At 64.0% G+C, this 20,172-nt stretch carries 17 protein-coding genes and 1 pseudogene; 7 read left to right on the plus strand and 11 right to left on the minus strand.

Annotated elements, in window-relative coordinates; translation table 11 throughout:
* The 7 genes and pseudogenes from ACE3UG_RS15765 to ACE3UG_RS15795 form a co-directional block, all read right to left on the minus strand.
* Positions 1 to 180: pseudogene (locus ACE3UG_RS15765) on the minus strand (electron transfer flavoprotein subunit alpha/FixB family protein); the annotation flags it as partial.
* A 13-nt stretch (positions 181 to 193) separates the two neighbouring features.
* Complete coding sequence (locus ACE3UG_RS15770) at positions 194 to 943, minus strand: electron transfer flavoprotein subunit beta/FixA family protein (protein WP_374625505.1); 750 nt, start codon at positions 941 to 943, stop codon at positions 194 to 196.
* 78 nt (positions 944 to 1,021) lie between these two features.
* A complete protein-coding gene (locus tag ACE3UG_RS15775; protein ID WP_374625507.1) occupies positions 1,022 to 2,251 on the minus strand; it encodes an MFS transporter in 1,230 nt (409 codons plus the stop codon).
* Positions 2,252 to 2,331: 80 nt separating this feature from the next.
* The gene (locus ACE3UG_RS15780) at positions 2,332 to 3,222 is read right to left on the minus strand and encodes an amidohydrolase (RefSeq protein WP_374625509.1); all 891 of its coding nucleotides are present in this window, start codon (positions 3,220 to 3,222) and stop codon (positions 2,332 to 2,334) included.
* Between the two features lie 107 nt (positions 3,223 to 3,329).
* Positions 3,330 to 4,742, minus strand: a complete 1,413-nt coding sequence (locus tag ACE3UG_RS15785; RefSeq protein ID WP_374625511.1) for an FAD-binding oxidoreductase — start codon at positions 4,740 to 4,742, stop codon at positions 3,330 to 3,332.
* A gap of 51 nt (positions 4,743 to 4,793) precedes the next feature.
* Entirely contained in the window at positions 4,794 to 5,525 is a 732-nt protein-coding gene (locus tag ACE3UG_RS15790) for a FadR/GntR family transcriptional regulator (protein ID WP_374625513.1), read from the minus strand.
* A 172-nt stretch (positions 5,526 to 5,697) separates the two neighbouring features.
* A complete protein-coding gene (locus ACE3UG_RS15795; RefSeq protein ID WP_374625515.1) occupies positions 5,698 to 5,997 on the minus strand; it encodes an antibiotic biosynthesis monooxygenase in 300 nt (99 codons plus the stop codon).
* Positions 5,998 to 6,379: 382 nt separating this feature from the next.
* Between ACE3UG_RS15795 and ACE3UG_RS15800 the strand changes: the two genes are divergently transcribed.
* On the plus strand, positions 6,380 to 7,582 hold the full coding sequence (locus ACE3UG_RS15800; protein ID WP_374625517.1) for an ammonium transporter: 1,203 nt from the start codon (positions 6,380 to 6,382) through the stop codon (positions 7,580 to 7,582).
* 18 nt (positions 7,583 to 7,600) lie between these two features.
* Here ACE3UG_RS15800 and ACE3UG_RS15805 read toward each other — a convergent pair whose 3' ends face one another.
* On the minus strand, positions 7,601 to 9,007 hold the full coding sequence (locus tag ACE3UG_RS15805) for a hypothetical protein (protein WP_374625519.1): 1,407 nt from the start codon (positions 9,005 to 9,007) through the stop codon (positions 7,601 to 7,603).
* A 713-nt stretch (positions 9,008 to 9,720) separates the two neighbouring features.
* Between ACE3UG_RS15805 and ACE3UG_RS15810 the strand changes: the two genes are divergently transcribed.
* Positions 9,721 to 10,665, plus strand: a complete 945-nt coding sequence (locus ACE3UG_RS15810) for a flagellar brake protein (RefSeq protein ID WP_374625521.1) — start codon at positions 9,721 to 9,723, stop codon at positions 10,663 to 10,665.
* The gene (locus tag ACE3UG_RS15815) at positions 10,665 to 11,459 is read left to right on the plus strand and encodes an IclR family transcriptional regulator (RefSeq protein ID WP_374625523.1); all 795 of its coding nucleotides are present in this window, start codon (positions 10,665 to 10,667) and stop codon (positions 11,457 to 11,459) included. Before ACE3UG_RS15810 ends, ACE3UG_RS15815 begins: the two co-directional genes overlap by 1 nt.
* A gap of 221 nt (positions 11,460 to 11,680) precedes the next feature.
* Here the strand turns inward: ACE3UG_RS15815 and dmpG are convergent, their stop codons facing one another.
* On the minus strand, positions 11,681 to 12,700 hold the full coding sequence (gene dmpG / locus ACE3UG_RS15820) for a 4-hydroxy-2-oxovalerate aldolase (protein ID WP_374625525.1): 1,020 nt from the start codon (positions 12,698 to 12,700) through the stop codon (positions 11,681 to 11,683).
* 34 nt (positions 12,701 to 12,734) lie between these two features.
* The gene (locus ACE3UG_RS15825) at positions 12,735 to 13,679 is read right to left on the minus strand and encodes an acetaldehyde dehydrogenase (acetylating) (protein ID WP_374625527.1); all 945 of its coding nucleotides are present in this window, start codon (positions 13,677 to 13,679) and stop codon (positions 12,735 to 12,737) included.
* Positions 13,680 to 14,458: 779 nt separating this feature from the next.
* Here ACE3UG_RS15825 and pagP point away from each other — a divergent pair.
* On the plus strand, positions 14,459 to 15,121 hold the full coding sequence (pagP, locus tag ACE3UG_RS15830; protein ID WP_374625529.1) for a lipid IV(A) palmitoyltransferase PagP: 663 nt from the start codon (positions 14,459 to 14,461) through the stop codon (positions 15,119 to 15,121).
* A 78-nt stretch (positions 15,122 to 15,199) separates the two neighbouring features.
* On the opposite strand, the gene ACE3UG_RS15835 is transcribed toward pagP, so the two are convergent.
* The gene (locus ACE3UG_RS15835; RefSeq protein ID WP_374625531.1) at positions 15,200 to 16,420 is read right to left on the minus strand and encodes a sugar MFS transporter; all 1,221 of its coding nucleotides are present in this window, start codon (positions 16,418 to 16,420) and stop codon (positions 15,200 to 15,202) included.
* A 470-nt stretch (positions 16,421 to 16,890) separates the two neighbouring features.
* Here ACE3UG_RS15835 and ACE3UG_RS15840 point away from each other — a divergent pair, with 470 nt between their 5' ends.
* The 3 genes from ACE3UG_RS15840 to ACE3UG_RS15850 all read left to right on the plus strand — a co-directional run bounded on the left by ACE3UG_RS15840 (position 16,891) and on the right by ACE3UG_RS15850 (position 19,824).
* Positions 16,891 to 17,799, plus strand: coding sequence for a hypothetical protein (locus ACE3UG_RS15840; RefSeq protein WP_374625533.1), 909 nt, complete (start codon positions 16,891 to 16,893; stop codon positions 17,797 to 17,799).
* Positions 17,800 to 18,108: 309 nt separating this feature from the next.
* Positions 18,109 to 18,555, plus strand: coding sequence for an HU family DNA-binding protein (locus tag ACE3UG_RS15845; RefSeq protein WP_374625535.1), 447 nt, complete (start codon positions 18,109 to 18,111; stop codon positions 18,553 to 18,555).
* A gap of 471 nt (positions 18,556 to 19,026) precedes the next feature.
* Complete coding sequence (locus ACE3UG_RS15850; protein ID WP_374625697.1) at positions 19,027 to 19,824, plus strand: transporter substrate-binding domain-containing protein; 798 nt, start codon at positions 19,027 to 19,029, stop codon at positions 19,822 to 19,824.
* Positions 19,825 to 20,172: the final 348 nt, after the last annotated feature.

Raw genomic sequence — 20,172 nt, forward strand, 5'->3', positions numbered from 1 at the left:
GGCCAGCAACACCTTCTTCACACCCGCGATCTGCGCGGCCGCATCGGCCGCTGCCTTCGCGTTGCTGCCCGCAACCAGCACATGCACGTCGTCGCCGCATTGCAGCGCCGCCGCCACCGTGCTGAGCGTTGCCGCCTTGATCGATTGGTTGTCGTGTTCTGCAATTACCAGAATGCTCATCTCGTCGTCTCCCTTAGATGACCTTCGCCTCAAGCTTGAGCTTCTCGACGAGCGCTGCCACGTCCGCCACCTTCACCCCTGCGCTGCGCTTGGGCGGCTCGGCCACCTTCAGCGTCTTCAGACGCGGGCTCACATCCACCCCAAGATCCGCAGGCTTGACGCTCTCCAGCGGCTTCTTCTTCGCCTTCATGATGTTGGGCAGCGTCACGTAACGCGGCTCGTTCAGACGCAAATCCGTCGTGATCACCGCCGGCAGCGACAGCGATACCGTCTCGAGCCCCCCATCCACCTCTCGCGTGACCTGCGCCCGGTTGTCCGCCACCGTCACCTTCGAGGCGAACGTCGCCTGCGGCAGCTTCGCCAGCGCCGCGAGCATCTGACCGGTCTGATTGGCGTCGTCGTCGATCGCCTGCTTGCCCAGGATCACCAGTTGCGGCTGCTCCTTGTCGACGATCGCCTTGAGCAGCTTGGCTACCGCCAGCGGCTGCAGCTCTTCGTCCGACTCGATCAGGATCGCGCGATCCGCGCCAATGGCCAGCGCCGTGCGCAGTGTCTCCTGCGATTGCGCCACCCCCGCAGACACCACCACCACTTCCGTCGCCACGCCCGCTTCCTTCAGGCGCACCGCCTCTTCCACCGCGATTTCGTCGAACGGATTCATCGACATCTTCACGTTCGCAATGTCGACGCCACTGCCGTCGCTCTTCACACGAACCTTTACGTTGTAATCCACTACCCGTTTGACCGGTACAAGGATCTTCATGCAGCACTCCCTCGATTCAGAAAAGCCAAGGGGGCGAGCCACGACTTCGGCGCTCGCCCCCTCGGTGAACGTACGAACTTACTCGATCTCGCGCCCTTTCGTCTCAGGCAACAAGAGGGCGGTGATCAGCACGACAAGATAGGCCCCCCCGGCAAACATGCCGATGGCGGCGCCAAGACCACTGGATTTGGCCAGATACCCGACCAGACTCGGGAACAGCGCACCGAAGCCGCGCCCGAAGTTGTACGTGAAGCCTTGCCCGTTGGCACGCACCGCCGACGGAAACAGTTCGGTCAGATAGGCCCCCATGCCGCTGAAAATGCCCGAAGCCGCGAAGCCCAGCGGGAAGCCAAGGATCAGCATCTGGTCGTTGCTAAGCTGGAGTTGCGTATAAGCGAAGATGGTCACGCCCGACAGCACCGCAAAAATCAGCAGGTTGGCGCGACGCCCCAGACGATCGGTCAGATACGCGCCCGTCAGATAGCCGATGAACGAGCCCAGAATGATCACGAGCAGATAACCGCCGGTTCCGATGACCGACAGATGACGCTCGGTCTTGAGGAACGTCGGCAGCCAGGTCGTCACGGCATAGTACCCACCCTGCACGCCGGTGCACAGCAGTGCCGCGAGCGCGGTGGTCTTGATGAGCGACGGCGAGAAAATCGCCCACGCCGACGTGCGCGTGGCGGCTGCGGCCTCCTGTTTGCGCGTGCGCTCGAACAGCGCCGGCTCAGGCACGTGCTTACGAATGAAGAGCACGAACAGCGCCGGGATCACGCCGATCCAGAACAACGCACGCCAGGCATACGCCTCCGGCAGGAACGAGAACGAAACCGTGTAGGCCAGCGCCGCCACCGCCCAACCGATCGCCCAGCCGCTTTGTACCGTGCCGACGGCACGTCCGCGATACTCGGTGCGAACGATCTCGCCCATGAGCACCGATCCCACGGCCCACTCGCCGCCGAAGCCCAGCCCCTGCAAGGCACGCAGCACGAAGATCTGCTCGAAGTTCTGCGCGAAGCCGATCAGGATCGTGCAGACGGAGAACCACAGAATCGTTCCTTGCAGGATGCGCACCCGTCCAAAGCGATCGGCGAGTATGCCCGCGAGCCAACCGCCAATGGCCGAGAACAACAACGTCACCGTGGCCAGCATGCCGGCCTGCGCCTTGTCGATGTTGAATACAGTAATCAGGGTGGTGATCACGAACGTGAACACCATGAAGTCGAGCGCGTCGAGCGCCCAGCCGCCGAACGCCGCAATAAACGTGCGCCGCTCGGTCTTGTTCATTTGGCGATACCAGTCCATCTTGTCTCCTCTTGTCGTCTTGAAGTGTGAGTCACGCTAGCGTGCATCGCGCGCCCGAAAGGGGCGACGATGCCGGGGCATCACGTCGTTGCCGGAAAACCATAGAGACGCGCCGGGTTGTCCACGAGAATGCGGCGGCGCGTGTCGGCGTCGGGTGCCCACAGCGGCAGCAGATTGCGCAGCGCGCCGGTGTTCGGCATACGCGTGAGCGATACATGCGGCCAGTCGCTGCCCCACACCATGCGCTCGGGTGCGTCTTCGATCAGCGTCTGCGCGAAGGGTGTCACGTCGTCGAAGGTCGGGAAACGCTCGCTGATACGATAGGCGCCCGAGAGCTTGACCCAGTAGCCGTGGTCGCGCACGAGCGAGCGCAGCGCGGAGAAGCCGGGGGCTTCGAGCCCCTGTGCCACCGGCGTGTGCCCCATGTGATCGACGATGCCGGGCACCGGCAGCTTCGTCATGCGCGGCATGAGTTCGGGCAACGCGTTCACGTCCATCAGGAACTGCATATGCCAGCCCATATCCTTGATGCGATGCGCGAGTGTTTCCATCGCGGTGAAGCCGATGCCGCCGCCGAACAGCACGTTGATACGCAACCCGCGAACACCCGCCGCGTGCATCGCCTCGAGTTCTGCATCGGTCACCTCGGGCGAGACCACGGCGATGCCGCGCAGACGATCGGGATGACGGCGCAGCGTCTCGAGCATGTAGCGGTTATCCGTTCCGTAGACGCTGATCTGCACCAGCACGCCATAGGTCATGCCGGTCGCATCGAGCATGGCGAGGTATCGGTCTTCCGGGGCCGGCGGCGGCGTGTAGCTGCGCTCGCGCACCATGGGGTACGCGTCGCTGGCGGCCACCACGTGCGCGTGAGTGTCGACAGCGCCGAACGGCACCTCGAACGTCGGCGGATCGATCTCCGGCAGCGGGCCAAGGCACAGCGGCGCTGCGGCGGCGGGGGGTGCGGTCATGTGGACTCCTCAGGTGGCGCGAGGTCGAGCGTTGCAACGTCAGGCTCGCACCATGGCAGAACAGATCGGGCCCCAGCCATGCTGGTGCCCGTCAAGAAGGCAGGCGCTTAGAGCAGCTTGCCCGGATTCATGATGCCGGCCGGATCGAACACGGCCTTGATCTCGCGCATCAGGCGCAATTCCAGCGGCGACTTGTACTTCGCGAAGGACGCGCGCTTGAGCTGCCCGATGCCATGCTCGGCGCTGATGCTGCCCCCGTAACGCACCACTTCGTCGAGCACTTCGGCGGTGATCGCCTCGCCATGCTTCGCCATGAAGTCGGTTGCCTCTCCGGCCGGGCGCGACAGGTTGTAATGCAGATTGCCGTCGCCAAAATGCCCGAAGATGAAGGGACGCACCTGCGGACACACGCGCCGCACGCGCGCCTCGGCGCTCGTCATGAAATCCGGAATGGCCTCGATGGGCAGCGAGATGTCGTGCTTCAGATGCGGTCCGTCTGCGCGTTGCGCCTCGGAAATCTCTTCGCGCAACTTCCACATGTCTTCGACCTGACCGAGGGTGGACGACACCACCGCGTCGGCGCACAGATCGCGCTCGATGGCCGCTTCGATCACGCGTTCGAGCAAGGCAGTCAACGCGGGTTCGTCGTCGGTGTCGGCAAGTTCGACCAGCACATAGCCGGGGTGGCGCTCGCCAAACGGCGCGCGCACGCCGGGCACGTGGGCCATCACCAGATCGACGCACTCGCCTGTGAAGAATTCGAATGCCTGCATGCGCGGGCCGCACGCCGCGAACAGCAATTCATAAAGCGCCAGCGCCTGACGCGGCGACGTCACGGCGGCAATCACCACCTGACGCACCGGCGTCGGCGCATAAAGGCGCAACGCCGCCGCGGTGATGACGCCCAGCGTGCCCTCCGAGCCGATGAGCAACTGCTTGAGGTCGTAACCGGTGTTGTCCTTGCGCAGTGTGCGCAGGGCATGCAGGATTTCTCCGTTCGGCAGCACTGCTTCGACCCCGAGCACCAGTTCGCGCGTCATGCCGTAACGCACGACGTTCACACCGCCGGCATTCGTCGCGAGGTTGCCGCCGAGCTGACACGAGCCCTCGGCGGCCAGACTGAGCGGCAGCAGCCGATTCGCGTCACGCGCGGCGCGTTGCAGGTCTTCGAGAATGCAGCCGGCCTCGGCCACCAGGGTGTTGGCAATGGTGTCCAGACCGCGCACGGCATTCATGCGATCGAGACTGAGCACCACGTTCTGCGCGCAGGCATCGGGCGTTGCACCGCCGCACAGGCCCGTGTTGCCGCCACGCGGCACGACCGGCGTGGCCGTGCCCTGGCATAGCGCGAGTATCGTTGCGACATCCGCCGTCGTACGCGGACGCACGACCGCCTGGGCATTGCCGCGATACATGCCACGCCAGTCGGCGAGCCACGGCGCGATGTCGTCGGGCGAAGTGAAGACGCTGTCGGCACCGACGGCGTCGATGAGGCGTTGCGCAAAAGCGGTGATGGTCATAGGTTTACGCGTCGGGGGTTACGGTGCGGGCGGTGGTGCCTTTCGACGGGCTTACGCGCCGGTCGGCGCGATGGCGCCGGTGATGATGTCTCGCCCGGGCAGCGTCAGCCCGAGACGCGCCGAAGCCCGCAGCAGATGCGAGAGCGAGGCCGCACGCGCGAGCAGCGGATCGCGCGCCTTGATGGCGTTGAATACGGCCACATGCTCCTGATGCACCTGCGCGGCGAGGCCTTCGTGACGCAACGTGTTCGTGCGCGCTGCCTGCACGACCTGCCGAATTTGCAGGTTCAGATATTGCAGCAGATCGGCGTAGTAGCGATTGTGCGTCGCGCGCGCAATCGCGGCGTGGAACGCCGTGTCGTACTCCACGCCGTTTTCCGCGTGATAAAGATTCGTCTCGAGCTTCTCGAGAATTTCGGCGAGTCGGCGAATATCCTCGTCGGTGTGCCGAACGGCGGCCAGCGCAGCGGCCGTGCTCTCCAGATCGAGACGTAGCTCGTAGACGCTGGCCAGATCGGCAGCGTCTTGACCGACCGGCACCTGAAAACCGCTCGATGGCGTGCGCGCCTTCACCGTCACACCTGCCCCCTGCCGGCTGTCGATCAGCCCCTGCGCGCGCAGTCGCTCAGTCACTTCGCGGATCACCGCCTGACTCACGCCGTACGTCTCGGAAAGCTGCTTGCCCGTCGGCAGCTTGGTGCCAATGGGATAGACACCCTGCCGGATCGCGTCCTGTAGCTGTTGCGCGACCTGCTCGGTCAAGGTCTTGGGTTTGGTCGTCATCCGCTCACGCCGTCTCAAATTTTTCTGGTTTGCATGTTATATGAAAACTTAGATCCTTCTACTCCGAGTTAACCCTTGGTAATGGCGTTCTTTTCCGTCGAATGAAAAAGCGAAGGCGGTGGGGGAGACTCGCTCCGCCACCGCCTGATTTGCTACGTTGTCTGTGTCGAGTTCAGAAGCCGATCAGCGCTTCCGTGACGTGGCCCACATTCGGCGGCACCGCAAAGCAGTCGCTCACCAAGGCGCGCCATTGCTGGAACGCGTCCGAGTTGCGGAAGTGAACGGTGTGGTCTTCCAGCGTTTCCCACGTCACGACAAGGCTGTAATGCGTCGGCTGTTCGATGGACTTGAGCAAGCGCATGCCGTGGCAGCCTTTCGAGGCCTTGAACAGCGACGCCGCCTTTGCGACACCTTGTTCGAACGCGGCTTCGGTGCCGGGCTTCACTTCGATCTGGGCAATTTCAAAGATCATCGGGTTTCCTCAGTGATTGACGTGTGGTTGCGCTGTTGTCGATTCGGTCGTCGTCACGCGATGGCGCTGCGCGCGAAGCGGGATCGCCGGTGCCGGGCGATCGGCACGACACCGCGAAAACGCTCGATTCTATACCGCGCATCCGCGTGACGCATCGTGCGCAACGGCACCTCGCCTTTCAGTACTTTTCAGCCGCTTCGGCTCGCGCTCATGCACGGACTTCGCTCACGCTTGCGCCTCCCAGCACCAGGAACGTGCAACACGATGGGGGCATATCGGATCACCAGACGAAACGTCGATAAAAATCAATGTATTGAAAAATGCTGGCATTGCTCTTGCATATCATCGTTCTTCCTCACGTTTGCACCAAAAGAGCACATTCATGCCCAATTCCAATACACCCGGCGACGTGCTGTTCCTTCTGCTCGGCGCGATCCTGGTGCTTGCCATGCATGCGGGGTTTGCGTTTCTCGAACTCGGCACCGTGCGCAAGAAGAATCAGGTCAACGCCCTCGTCAAGATCCTGACGGATTTCGCCGTCTCGGGGCTCGCTTACTTTTTCATTGGCTATCCGCTCGCCTATGGCGTCGATTTCTGGTCGAGCGCCACGGTGCTCGCCGAGCACAATGGCTACGCGCTGATTCGCTTTTTCTTCCTGCTCACGTTCGCGGCGGCCATTCCCGCCATCGTCTCGGGCGGCATCGCGGAGCGTGCCAAGTTTCATCCGCAGTCGGTCGCGACGTTCTTCCTCGTCGGCGTGATCTATCCGTTCTTCGAGGGCATCGCCTGGAACGGTCATCTCGGCGTTCAGGATTGGCTCACTCGTGTGTTCGGCGCCCCGTTTCACGATTTCGCAGGCTCGGTGGTCGTGCACGCGGTCGGGGGCTGGATCGGGCTGGCCGCAGTGCTGCACCTCGGCGCACGCCGGGGTCGCTACAACGGACAGGGTCAGGTTGCCGCGCATCCGCCGTCATCGATTCCGTTCCTTGCACTCGGCGCATGGATTCTGATCGTGGGCTGGTTCGGCTTCAACGTGATGAGCGCGCAGCGGGTGGGGGGCATCTCGGGGCTGGTCGCCGTCAACTCGCTCATGGCCATGGTCGGCGGGACGCTGGTCGCCATGTGGGTGGGCAAGGACGACCCGGGCTTCATCCACAACGGTCCGCTCGCGGGGCTGGTTGCCGTGTGTGCGGGTTCGGATGTCATGCACCCGCTCGGCGCACTTGTCGTGGGCGCCGTCGCGGGGGGGCTGTTCGTATGGCTCTTCACGGTGACGCAGAACCGTTTGCGCATCGACGATGTGCTTGGCGTGTGGCCGTTACACGGTGTTTGCGGTGTCTGGGGCGGCTTGGCGGCAGGCCTCTTCGGGCAGAAGGCACTCGGCGGATTGGGCGGTGTGAGCTTCATCTCACAAACCCTTGGAACGGTCATGGGCGTAGCGATCGCTTTCGCCGGGGGCTATCTCGTCTACGGCGTCATCAAACGCTTCGTCGGCCTGCGGCTCGACGACGAACAGGAATACTACGGCGCCGACCTCTCGATCCATAAGATCACCGCGACGCCGGAACGTGAGACGAATTGGTGACGACGCCGCAGCGCAGGTTCACACCCGCGTCGACTCGATATCGACATGCACCGCGCCGGAGCGTGTGCGCGCCATGCCCAGCGGCTCGTTCGGCGCGGGCGCGGGCGTCGGGCTTGTGCAGGGCGACGACACCACGCGCTCGAGCAATGCCGCGCTCCAATGCTGATACAGCAACAGCAGACGATACGACGCGCGCACCGGCGTTGCGCCGCCGCATTGCCACGCGTCTGCCGTCCATCGATGCCCCCACGGACTCTCCGCCGGATTCAGGCTCAGATAGTGGTGCCCGTCAACGCACGACGCGTTGCAAGGTACTTGAAGTTGCTCGCAAGCATCGGCAATCTCGCTCGCCGTCAACGAATCGGTTGAAGCAAGCAAGCGTTCGCGCAAAACGTCATGCGACGCGATTGCGCCGAGCAGCGGCGTATCGCAATGCGTGGAGAGTTGCGTCACCCGCTCGACCCGATCCAGTACCCTGGCCCGGTCGTCCGCGGACACACTCGCGAGCTTCTCGCATAGCGTCTGCCATCGCTGCGTCAAGTCTCGCGCGTCGAGTGTGAACGCGGCGTTGCGCGCCCATGTGCCGAGCAAACTCGTCACCGCACGGCAGGAGTCGAGCATGAGACCCGCCACCCGCAATATGCCGCGATAGCCATCGGTGTCGATTGACGGACTCGTGAACCACGATGGCGCCCAGAGACCCAGCCGAGCGGGCGGTACCGCCGTATTGGCGAACGTAAAGACGGTGGCGACGTCGCGCGAGCGCGTGAGCGTGCCCAGCACGCTGCGCCTCAACGACGGCGCCGCAGGCGCTTGAGCCTCTTGAGGCGTTTGAGGCGTTTGAGACATTACGCAAGCTTCGAGTAGCCGGCATCCTGCGTCCATGCGTTTGAGCACCTCATCGACCGCATGATGACGAATCAACGTCGGCGAGCCGAGCGACTGCGTTATCACCCCCTTCACGCCCTCGAACGCCAGCAGCGTCCAGTCGGCCCAGGGCACCCCAAATGGGGTGTTCGCCGCCGCAGCACCGCGAGCGCCGTCAGCCTCCCCGTCCTCCCCCGTTGCCCCCTCCTGATGGAAGCAAGCCGCAATGATCGCAAGTAGCGATAAATTGCCCACAAGCGACATGGCGTCGCGCGCCGCACGGAAGTGCCATCCCCGGTCGCCGGTTGCGGCAATCGTTTCGAGCCACCGCGCAATGTCGTGGGATACCGGATCGGTGAAGACATCGGCGGGCCAAGGGACACCCCCACCTTGCGTGGTCACCAACATCGTCTCGACCTGCGTCAGGTTATGGGCCAGACGCGTATCGCGCTTGTGCGCAAGGTCGAACTCCTTGCGATAGAAGTGCTGGCACGGCCCGGTCATCACCCACAATCCTGCCCACGCGTTGGCAAACGCCCGCGCAAGTTCAGGGTCCACGCGGCGCGCCATCTCCTGCGCATTGCGCCGTGCATCGGACGCTGAGTTTGGGGCTGAGTCGGACGCCACGTCGGACGCTGCGTTTGCCGCTGCGTTTGCCGCTGCGTTCGGTGCTGCGTTCGGTGCTGCGTTGGGGGCTGCGTGACACGCTGAGTTCGACGCCACGTTCGAGGCCTGAGCAAGGCCTTCGCCCAAATCGGCGCGCGCAGTGCGGCGCAATGCCAACGCCTCGGGCATGCCCTCCACCTCGACGCCCCGTGCCGCGCCCCCACCTGCGCCCCAGCCGATAGCGCCTGCACACTGTTGGTACCACATCGCTCCCCCCACATGTTCGTCGCCGGGCGCGCCGGCAAACCGTCGACTATAAGCAGACGGCCTCGAACACGCGGCACCTCGTCGAGCGGACACGCACGCATGCCACGCAACTCGGTGCCGACGGCAATCGACGTCGCGCCCACGGCATCCCCCAGCGAGTGCCCACTTACGCAGCTTGCGATAAAAAGAGAATATGTCTCCTCTCGCCAAGTGCCGATGCGTCGCGGTAGACTTTCGGACACCTGATGTCTGCGGTCGTCCCCAGCGCGCAGGCGAGCGCCCACTTCGCTGCCATGGCGGCGAAGTGGGTTTGTCATCGCCGCGCCTGCCGGACGACCAACGATCCACGCCCTTTCGACGCCGAACGCGAGCGCGCACGCTGCGCGCACCGAACCCATATGTCCACCACCCCATCTCCGGCGTCTGCCGCGCCCCTCACCGCGCTTGTCGTTGTCCCGCTCACGCCCGACGAGATTCCCCTGGGCGAAGCCCTGCCCTGGGCGGTCGTCGACCGCAATGGCGAGCTGCTGCTGGCCGCCGGCGATATCGTCCCCACGCAAGCCGGACGCGACTGGTTGTTCTCGTCCTTCGAGCCCCACCGGGTCGCCGATCTCGGCGCAGACGATGCCGCACTGCAGAACGTTACCGCCCCATCGCCCACCGATCGCGCAGCGCCAGACGGCGCCGGCGCACCCCAACCGCAGTACGGACTCACTGACCTGAATCTGCGCCCCGGTGACTGGCTGCAGATCCAGTTGCCGCCGGGCGCCGGGTCGCAACGGGTGCGCACGCGCGTGATCGGTCACGCACCGAATCAGATGCTGTTCGTCACCGCCCCGACAGGCCGTGCCGCACCGCCGACCCTGCAACCCAGCGAGCGGCTTGAACTTTGGACATTTTCCGGCGAAGACATCTACCACTTCGTTTGTACGGTGGAGCGTGTCGAGCGCGTGCCGATCGATTACGCCGTGCTCTCGGCACCCGCGCAGATTCGCCGCAAAGTGCTGCGCCGATCGCAGCGTGTGCCCGCCAGGCTGGTCGTGTCGGTGAGTGTGGGCGACGCGTGGCACCTTGCGCTGCTGCAAGACGTGAGCGCCGAGGGCGTCTCGCTGCTGGCAGACACCGTGCTCGGCGCGATCGGCGACAGCATGCATCTGGCGTTCCGCGTACGGGTCGGTGACATCGACATGCCCATCGAAGCCACTGGCACGATCCGCAGCGTGCAGACGGGCGACGACGGCAACCATCTGCACGGCATCGAATTGCCCGTGCTCGCCCCCGCCCACTACGTCGCGCTCAAGTGCTACGTGTACGAGCGCCTGCTCGCCATCGGAGGGGCCTGATGGCAAAGCCGAAACCGTCAGAGGCCGAGCGCCCCCGCACGCTCGCCAGTCAAACCCTCTTCCGTGGCCTCGATATCGTGGAAGCCGTTGCCGCCGGCATCGACACCGTGCCGGCACTCTCGGCGCACACCGGCATCACCCCGTCGACCACGCATCGCATTGCATCGGCGCTCGTCCACGCCGGGTATTTGCGATTCGAGCCACGCCGCGGCTATCGGCTGGGCAACAAGCTCATCGAACTGGGGTTTCTCGCCTATCGCCAGATCGACTTGCCACGCGTTGCACGGCCGACGCTGGAAACGCTGGCCAACGAGACGCAGGACACCGTGCATCTGGCAGTGGCCGACGGCTGGGAAGTGATGTACCTCGACAAGCTGCCCGGACAGCGCGCCGTGGAAATCAGCTCGCGTATCGGCGGGCGCAAGCCGATCTGCGTCACCGGCGTGGGCAAGGCACTGCTGCTCGATCAGGATGAAACGCAATGGCGGGCGCAGCTCGACCACTATCTGGCGCGAGCGGCCTCACATCCCATCGATGCGGCAACGTGGCTCGCGCGCATGCATGACTATGCCCGGCTCGGTTACGCCTTCGACCTGGAAGACGACACGCCGCAGATTCGCTGCGTGGCCGCACCGATCTATGACGCAAGCCAACGTATCGTGGCCGCCATCAGCGTATCGAGCACGACCAAGTACATGAACCGCGAGCGCATGCAGGAACTCGTGCCCCGCGTGAAGGACGCCGCTGCACAGATCAGTCGCCAACTCGGCTGGTCTGGCAATGGACGTGGATGAACCGCATCGACACACGAAAAAATGCCGGCCCTTTCTGCAAATTCAGCGAATTCTGCGAAAGCGGCCGGCATCGGCATAGCGGCAGAGAAGCCGCAGCCGGGGAGATGCGTCGGGTGATGCGTCGAAGGATGCGTTGAATGGTGCGTTGACGAGCGCGTCGACGAGTGGGCCGGGCGGTGCCTGGGGCGTGCTCCCGGTGGGCGCGTCGACGCGTCGGTACGTTATGCGGCGCGACGCTTGAGCAGATCGAGTGCGACGTCGACGATCATGTCCTCCTGACCACCCACCATGCGGCGCTGCCCCAGCTCGACAAGAATATCGACGGTCTTGAGGTCGTAGCGCGCCGCTGCGGCCTCGGCGTGACGCAGGAAGCTCGAATACACCCCGGCGTAGCCGAGTGCCAGCGTCTCGCGATCCACGCGCACGGCACGATCCTGCAACGGTCGCACGATGTCGTCGGCAGCATCCATCAGCGTGTACAGGTCGCAACCATGATGCCAGCCCAAGCGCGACGCCGCTGCGATGAACACTTCCAGCGGCGCATTGCCTGCGCCTGCGCCCATGCCCGCCAGACTCGCGTCGATGCGGTCGCAGCCCTCCTCCACCGCGACGATGGAGTTCGCCACGCCAAGGCTGAGGTTGTGGTGCGCGTGCATGCCGGTGAGCGTCTCGGGCTTGAGCACGTCCTTGAACGCACGAAAGCGCTCGCGCACGTCGTTCATGCCCAGTGCCCCGCCCGAATCCACCACATAAATACATGTCGCGCCGTACGACTCCATCAACTTGGCCTGCTCGGCGAGATGCTGCGGCGTGGTCATGTGGCTCATCATCAGAAAGCCGACAGTATCCATGCCCAGTTCCCGCGCATAGGCGATGTGCTGACGGGAAACATCGGCCTCCGTGCAGTGCGTCGCGATGCGCACCACACGAGCCCCCGCGTCATAGGCTTCACGCAGGTCGTGAACGGTGCCCACTCCCGGCAGAAGCAGCGTGGCCACCTTGGCGTGCGTGACGGTTTCGGCCACGGCGGCGATCCACTCGAGATCGGTATGCGCGCCGAACCCATAGTTGAAGCTCGAACCGGCAAGGCCGTCGCCGTGGGCGACTTCAATGGAGTCGACGTGTGCGGCGTCAAGCGCTGCGGCAATCGCCTTCACGTTGGCGATGCTGTACTGGTGACGAATCGCGTGGCTGCCGTCGCGCAGCGTCACGTCGGAGATATAGAGCTTTTTCTGCGTCATGATGAGATGTGTCTCGTGATAGCGCGTGCGACGCTCAGGCGGCGAGCGCCAGGCGGGTGGCGGCGATACGGTCGGCGCACGCGAGCGCGGCGCTGGTCATGATGTCGAGGTTGCCCGCATAGGCCGGAAGATAGTGCGCGGCGCCTTCGACCTCGAGGAAGACCGACGTCTTCAGGCCCGTGAGCTTGCCCAGCCCCGGCACATTGAGCGGGCGCGACGCGTCGAACAGCTCGAACTGCACCTGTTGCTTGAGCCGATAGCCCGGCACGTAGGCATGCACCTTGTCGACCATCGCCTGAATGCTCGCCGAGATGGCCGCCTGATCGCCCGGCTCGGAGAGCACAAACACCGTGTCGCGCATGATGAGCGGCGGCTCCGCCGGGTTCAGCACGATGATCGCCTTGCCTCGCGATGCGCCACCCAGCACTTCGATCGCCTTCGATGTGGTTTCCGTGAACTCGTCGATATTGGCGCGTGTGCCCGGGCCGGCAGACTTGCTCGAGATCGACGCCACGATCTCCGCGTAATGCACCTTCGCCACCTGCGAGATGGCCGCGACCATGGGAATCGTCGCCTGACCGCCGCACGTCACCATGTTGATGTTGCGCGCGTCCAGATGCGCGTCGAGGTTGATCGACGGAATGACGTACGGGCCGATGGCGGCCGGCGTCAGATCGATCACCTGTACGCCGCGCGCTTGCAGCAGTTCATTGTGATGCGCGTGCGCTTTGGCCGACGTGGCATCGAACGCAATGCGAATGTCTTCGAAACCCGGCATCGCCAGCAAACCGTCGATACCTTCGGCAGTCACCGGCACCCCCAGGCGCTGCGCGCGGGCCAGTCCGTCGGAGGCCGGATCGATGCCGACCATCGCGCCCATTTCCAGATGCTCGCTATTGCGCATCACCTTGATCATCAGGTCGGTGCCGATGTTGCCCGAGCCAATGATCGCTACCTTCTGTTTGCGTCGTTCCGTCACCGTCGTCTCCTGTACGTGTCCGTCCACCGGTATGAGGCGCATCGTAATTCCGCGACGACTTAAATGTCAATATGTAAACATTGGTCCCATATATTGAGATTAACGAGAGCACGCCGCTTATCCACACATTTTGTTCACAAGCCGGTTGATAACTTGCGGAAAAGCATGGCAAGTGACTGATTCGAAGGGAAACAATGGTCGCGCGCGAAAGTTGTGCCCGGTGCGGGAAAACGAGGCGTAGTGCGGGGCTTCTGGGAAGTTCGTTATCCACAGAATCTGTTTGCAAGCCGGTGGACAACTCGCGCATAGCTGCCTCAAGCCCTTGATCGGATGGAGAAAAAATGTGGCGCGCAATTCCTGCGCCATGGCAGCGTCTCGTGAACGGCCCATGCGCATGTGGCAAGTGCCGGGCACTGCCCGTCGGCCGCGTCGCCGTGTTATCCACAGAAAATGTTCACAACCCGGTGAATAACACGTCGATATCCGCGATATCCCCTTGACGCAGAAGGACTTCTTCGTCGCGCAGCGCGTTTGATCGACCGATGCTTCGCCCGTGGGCAATCGCGTAAAAAGCCCACCGTTCGAACTTTCTCGACGCGCGCGCGGTCTAGAAAGACGGGAATGCCCTTCGCTCGGCGCGTCAGCGATCCGTCTCGTGTTCGCGACGCCCCTGTTTGTCGGCACAACGAAGGCGCAACGCAGATACAACGCCGACACAACGCCGACACAACGCCGGCCATCACGATAGACCCGTTTCTCGCAACAAGACGCACTCAACCATGATTACGACCCCCCAAATCACCGGGCGGCTCGCGCCATCGATTCGACTCGCACCGCTTGCCCCGCCCGCCCGGATTTCACCGTTCTCGCGCCGCTGCGCCGTTCTCGCGATGAGTGCCGCATTGACATTCGTGTTGCCACAGGCCGCGCTTGCCGACGATGCCCCAGGCGGTATATCGACGTGGACCGGCGCTATCGTCGACGAAGTTCGCGATGTTGCCACGCAGGGTGCGAGCGAACTCTACGTGCCACTGCATACGCATCATCTGCGCTTCGCGTACCCGCGGGAAAAGATCGATCAATACAACGAGAACCCATGGGGCCTGGGCTATGGACGTGTGCTGTCCGATGGCAGGAACGGCTCGCGCATGCTCTACGCAATGGCGTTCAAGGACTCGCATAACGACTGGTCGCCGATGGCGGGCTACGGACGTATCTGGAACATTGCGAACGCCGGCCCCGTGCGGCTCGGTCTGGGCTATACCGTCTTTCTCATGTCACGCTCCGACACGCTCGGTGGCGTGCCCTTCCCCGGCGCGCTGCCCCTCGCCGAAATCGGCGTCGGGCGCGCATCGGTGGCGACCGCGTACGTGCCCGGCGGCAAGGGCAACGGCAACGTGCTGTTCATCTTCGGACGCTATACCTTCGGCAAGCCGGGCTGATCGCCGGACGTTACCCCGCCGCGCCCCTTCCGAGACTGGGCCGCCGTCGCTTTACTGTCGCCTGCTTATCGCCTACGCCTATTTGTCGCGGACATCGAACGCTGGTTCGGTGCGTGCGCACCACGCACCGAACCCGGCGATATAGCCATAGGCGAGCGCGGGTACGAGAAATGACAGCACGATGCCAGCCCCGTCCGCCAGCGCCCCCTGCAGGTAAGGCAGCACGGCACCGCCCACGATCGCCATGCAGATCAACCCTCCGCCCTCACTCACGCGCGCGCCCAGACCGCCCACCGAAAGCGAGAAAATCGTCGGAAACATGATCGCGTTGCCAAGGCCGCACGCCAGCAGCAACCACATCGCGAACGATACGGGCAACGTGAACGACACGAGAATCAGCGTCAGGTTGTAGAGCGCGCACAGGCTCAGCATCCGTCCCGGCGACACCTTGCGCAGCAGCCACGCGCCAACGAATCTCCCCACCATCGCCCCGCCCCAGTAAAGCGCCAGATAACGGCTCGCATGCGCGTGATCGACGATCCCCGTGCCCGGATTCGTTAGATAAACAATCAGAAAACTCCCGATACTGACTTCCGCGCCGACATAAAGAAACAGCGCCACGATGCCGTAGCGCAAGGGCCGATGGGCCAGCAGACTGCGTACGTTGCCGAGCACACCGGGGGGTGATGCGGTGCTTGCGCGTTGTTCCGGTAACGTCAGGCGCCAAAGCACCACGCCCCCGATGGCCAGCGCCGCCGCGAGCAGACCGTAGGGGCCGCGCACGCTATCCACGGCGTGCCCGGTGCCCGTCACCGCCTGAGGCGCGAGAATCCAGAGCGCGGCGAGCGGCGGCCCGACGGTCGTGCCCAACGAATTGAACGCTTGCACCAGCGTGAGACGACTTGCCGCGGCCCCTCGCGTGCCCAACGTCTCGACGTAGGCGTTCACCGCCACTTGCAGCAACGTAATGCCGCTCGCCAGGACGAAGAGCGCTGCGAGAAAGCAGGGATAAGACATGAGCGCTGCGGCGGGAAAGAACAACGCGCAGCCGACGCCGGCCAGCCACAGCGAACTCGCGAGCGCTCGACGGTATCCCATGCGCGCGGTGTATTGCCCCGCCGGGTACGACACCACGAAATACGCGGCGAAGAAACTCGATTGGATGAGTGCCGCATCGCGATAGGTCAGGTCGAACGCGGCCTTGAAGTGAGGCACCAGAATATCGTTCAGCGACGTAATCAGCCCCATGGCGAAGAAGAGCGTCGCGAGCATCGCGAGTATGCGATTGGCGGAAGGCATGGGAGACGCCGGGGCATCGTTGGGCATGGAACAATCGGAACGGCCGGGGGCATTCGTGCGGTCGACGAGCATGCATGTCTCCAGTGGACAACGGGCGTTTGCGCGCTGAAAGAGGGGCCAGAACTCGCAGTGTAGAACGCGCTATCGATATCGGGATACGGGCGAAATCTCATAATTGCGTGACGCTCAGACGCCCTGCGACGCATCGTCGACCGCCGCTTTCCCGTCGCGTGCTTGCCGCCTACCTCGCCCCTCTCGCCCCTCTCGCCCCTCTCGCCCCTCTCGCCTCCCTCGCCTCCCTCGTCTCCCTCGTCTCCCTCGTCTCCTCGCCTCCCTCACCTCCCTCGCCACTCCCCCGTCCTCGGCGATTTCTACGCTCGTGGCTTTCGTGGCTTCCGGAGCTTGTCAGCCGACGTCTTTTCATTGACTATCCGCAGCATAGGATAGACCGTCAATTTCGGGGAAACATCATGCGGAATTTCAGTTCGTTGCGAATCGCGGCGGGATGGCTCGTCGCGAGCATGCTCAGCATCGCCGGACACGCACAGGCACAGACCGGCGGCGGCTGCAATTGCGCGCAGATCGTCGCCGATTGTTCTGCATCGGTGTCGGTGCTTCCGATACACGCGGACAACGGCGCCTTCTCTGCCGACGTCACGTTGCAAACCAATGCCTCCGCGTGCGCGAAGGTCGCGTACGCGCTCGACGACACGCCATACGTCACGGTGCTGCACGATGGCGTCGGGCGTGGACAGCGTCTGTACGGTACGCGCGCGCTAACGCGCAACAGCCTGTCGCATATGTCGTGTCAGGTGTGCGCGGCGGCAACGGCCCCCGTGCCGAATGATGGTCTGCCCGCCGACCTGGCCCCTGTCGACGGCGCCCCTGGCACCTACAGCGCCGTGCCCGCCGGCGCGGCCGAAGCCCCGGTTGCAAGCCCGGGAGCCTACACGCCACCGGCATCCGCGGTCCCAACGTCGGCCATCGTCGCCGCAGCACCGCAGGCAAGTACACGGCCCGATGCGCCAGGCGCCACCGCGCCCGCAGGCGCACCCGCTGCGTTGCGCGTGTTCAACCCCTCGGGACGCTGGCGCGGTTTGTGCACGAACGCGCCGCCGTGGTGGGGTTTTTCCGGCTCGCCGATGACGCGACTCATGGCGCTCGCGCTCAATGGCGCACAGGTTACCGGCAGCGTCGACGACGTCGAACCCAACGTTCACACCACCGTGCAAGGCACGCTTGCAGGCGCGCGTTTGCAACTCGCAGGCAGCTACGGCGCGAAGCATGACATCACGCTCAGCGCCGACGGCACCACGCTTACCGACGCCTGGTGCAATGGCGATGGCCGTTGCGAGACCTGCAAAATGCAGCGCTTTTGAGGGTTCCGGACGATCGCGCCGGCGAGCCGGGGGCGCGCGCATGTAAAGTTCGCGCAATCGGCAGCGACGAGCGCGACGCATGAACCAAGAAGACGATTCTTGACGGCGGGGGCAAATCGGCGCGGCGCGAATGAAACGAATCGAAATGCAGCGCGATCGCCGCTCAGCCTTATGCGGCAAGCGCGCAACATAATTGGCGCACGACTCGCACAAAGCGATTTCTTAGGTAGAATCGTCGGCGCAGCAAGACGTATCATTCGGGTGGCCGTTCTCCGACGGCACTTTCTTATTCTCATCGATTGGATCGATATGGCAACGGCAAAGAAAGCAGCAGCAAAGAAGGCCCCTGTGGCGAAAAAAGCTCCGGCAGCTAAGAAGGCTCCGGTCGCGAAAAAGGCGGCTCCGAAGGCCGCGCCGAAGGCAGCCGCCAGCGGCAAGGTTTCGCCGATCAAGGAATCGCTCAACAAGACCCAGCTCGCAGCACACCTCGCCGAACATTCGGCGGTCGCCGTGAAGGAAGTCAAGGCAGTGCTGGCCGCGCTCGAGAACACCATCATCAGCTCGCTGCACAAGAAGGGTGCCGGCGAATTCACGCTGCATGGTCTGTTCAAGGTCACGTCGCAACAAATCGCCGCCAAGGCGAAGCGTTTCGGCAAAGACCCGTTCACGGGTCAGGAGCGTTGGTTCCCGGCCAAGCCGGCTTCGGTGCGCGTGAAGGTTCGCCCGCTGAAGAAGGTGAAGGACGCCGCCCAGTAAGTCTTGCCGTCGCACCGCCGTGGCATCTCACGGCAACGCGATTTGCAAGCGAGTGGCAGGCAGTGCCTGGAGACGGTGCCGATTTTCGGCACCGTTTTTTTTCCCCTTTTTCCAGTTCGCGCGCCCTGCCTGCGACTGACTTCGTCGTCCTCATCACTTTCGCGTTGCCGTCAGACGTCCAAAACCTAGGGTTTTCGCTGGGGTTTGTGCGGAGTGGACGCGTTCGGTGCCGACCGCTACCATCGCTCGGGTTAGCCGTCGGCCAGCGCCAAGACGCGCGCCTTGCGCCCTGCACTGGCAGTTTGACGATGTCGTCGCGGCCTCAGGAGACCTAACATGACTCGCAAGTTTTCGCGTCACCCTGCGCCCGTTCGGCACGCAACGTCACATCCGGCGAGCCGGCAAATCGCTCCTGGCGCACTGGACCTAAGCTCGCGTCGCGGTTTTCTCGCAACGCTCGGCGTTGCGGCCATGCCAGCCGGCTTCGTCGGATCGCTCGGCGGCACGCTCGGCAGTGTGCTCACCAGTACCCTGACGCTGTTTTCCACACCCGCCCACGCGCAGACCGTTGCCGAGATCAGGAAAAAAGGCACGCTCAACGTCGGTATGCTCATCGACTTTCCGCCCTACGGCACGACGAACGCGCAGATGCAGCCCGACGGCTACGACGCCGACGTCGCCAAGCTGCTGGCACAGGATCTTGGCGTGAAGGCCCACCTGATGCCGGTGACGGGACCGAACCGCATTCCGTACCTGCTCAGCGGCAAGGTCGATGTACTCGTCGCCTCTCTCGCGATTACGCCGGAGCGCGCCAAACAGGTGCAGTTCTCCAAACCCTATGCCGCCGCGACCATCGTGCTGCTCGGCAAAACCGGGACCTCCATCAAGTCCGCCGCAGATCTGAAAGGGCTGCGTGTGAGCGTTGCCCGCGCCAGCACGCAGGACATGGCCGTGACGAAGACAGCCCCCGAGGGCACCGAAATCCGTCGCTTCGACGATGACGCCTCCGCCATGCAGGCACTGCTCACCGGACAGGTCGACACCATCGGTTGCTCGGTGACGGTCGCGAATGCGATTCGTCAGCGTGCACCGGGCCAGTTCGAACCGAAATTCAATCTGCTGCAGCAGGCAATGGGCATCGCATTGCGCCCCAATCAGCCGGAGCTGCTCGCGGCGGTCAACGACTTCGTCACGCGCAATACCGCCAACGGCGAGTTGAACAAGCGCTATCGCAAGTGGCTCGGAACCGACCTGCCGAAGCTGTCTTGAGTGCTGCGTGCCGCCGTCCGGATGGCACGCATACCCCGCGCCGATGCGTGCGGCCACGCATCGATGACGCCTTGACCCGGCGTTAGGCAACGCCAGTCGCGTGGCGTGGCGTGGCGTCGCGATTCGATTCGATTCGATTCCGGCGACTCGCACAGCCCATGCGTGGCCCCTCTGCGCGTGCGTGTCTCATGCCGCCGCACCTGCCTCCTCTGCCTCTGCCTCTGCCTCTGCCTCTGCCTCTGCCTCTGCCTCTGCCTCTGCCTCTGCCTCTGCCTCCGGGATTCTAGATTTTCCGGGGCTGGGGGGGCGGAACCGCGTGTGCCCGGCGCCACGTCGACCTATCGAAAT

The organism is Pandoraea sp. (assembly GCF_041919235.1).
GTDB lineage: Bacteria > Pseudomonadota > Gammaproteobacteria > Burkholderiales > Burkholderiaceae > Pandoraea.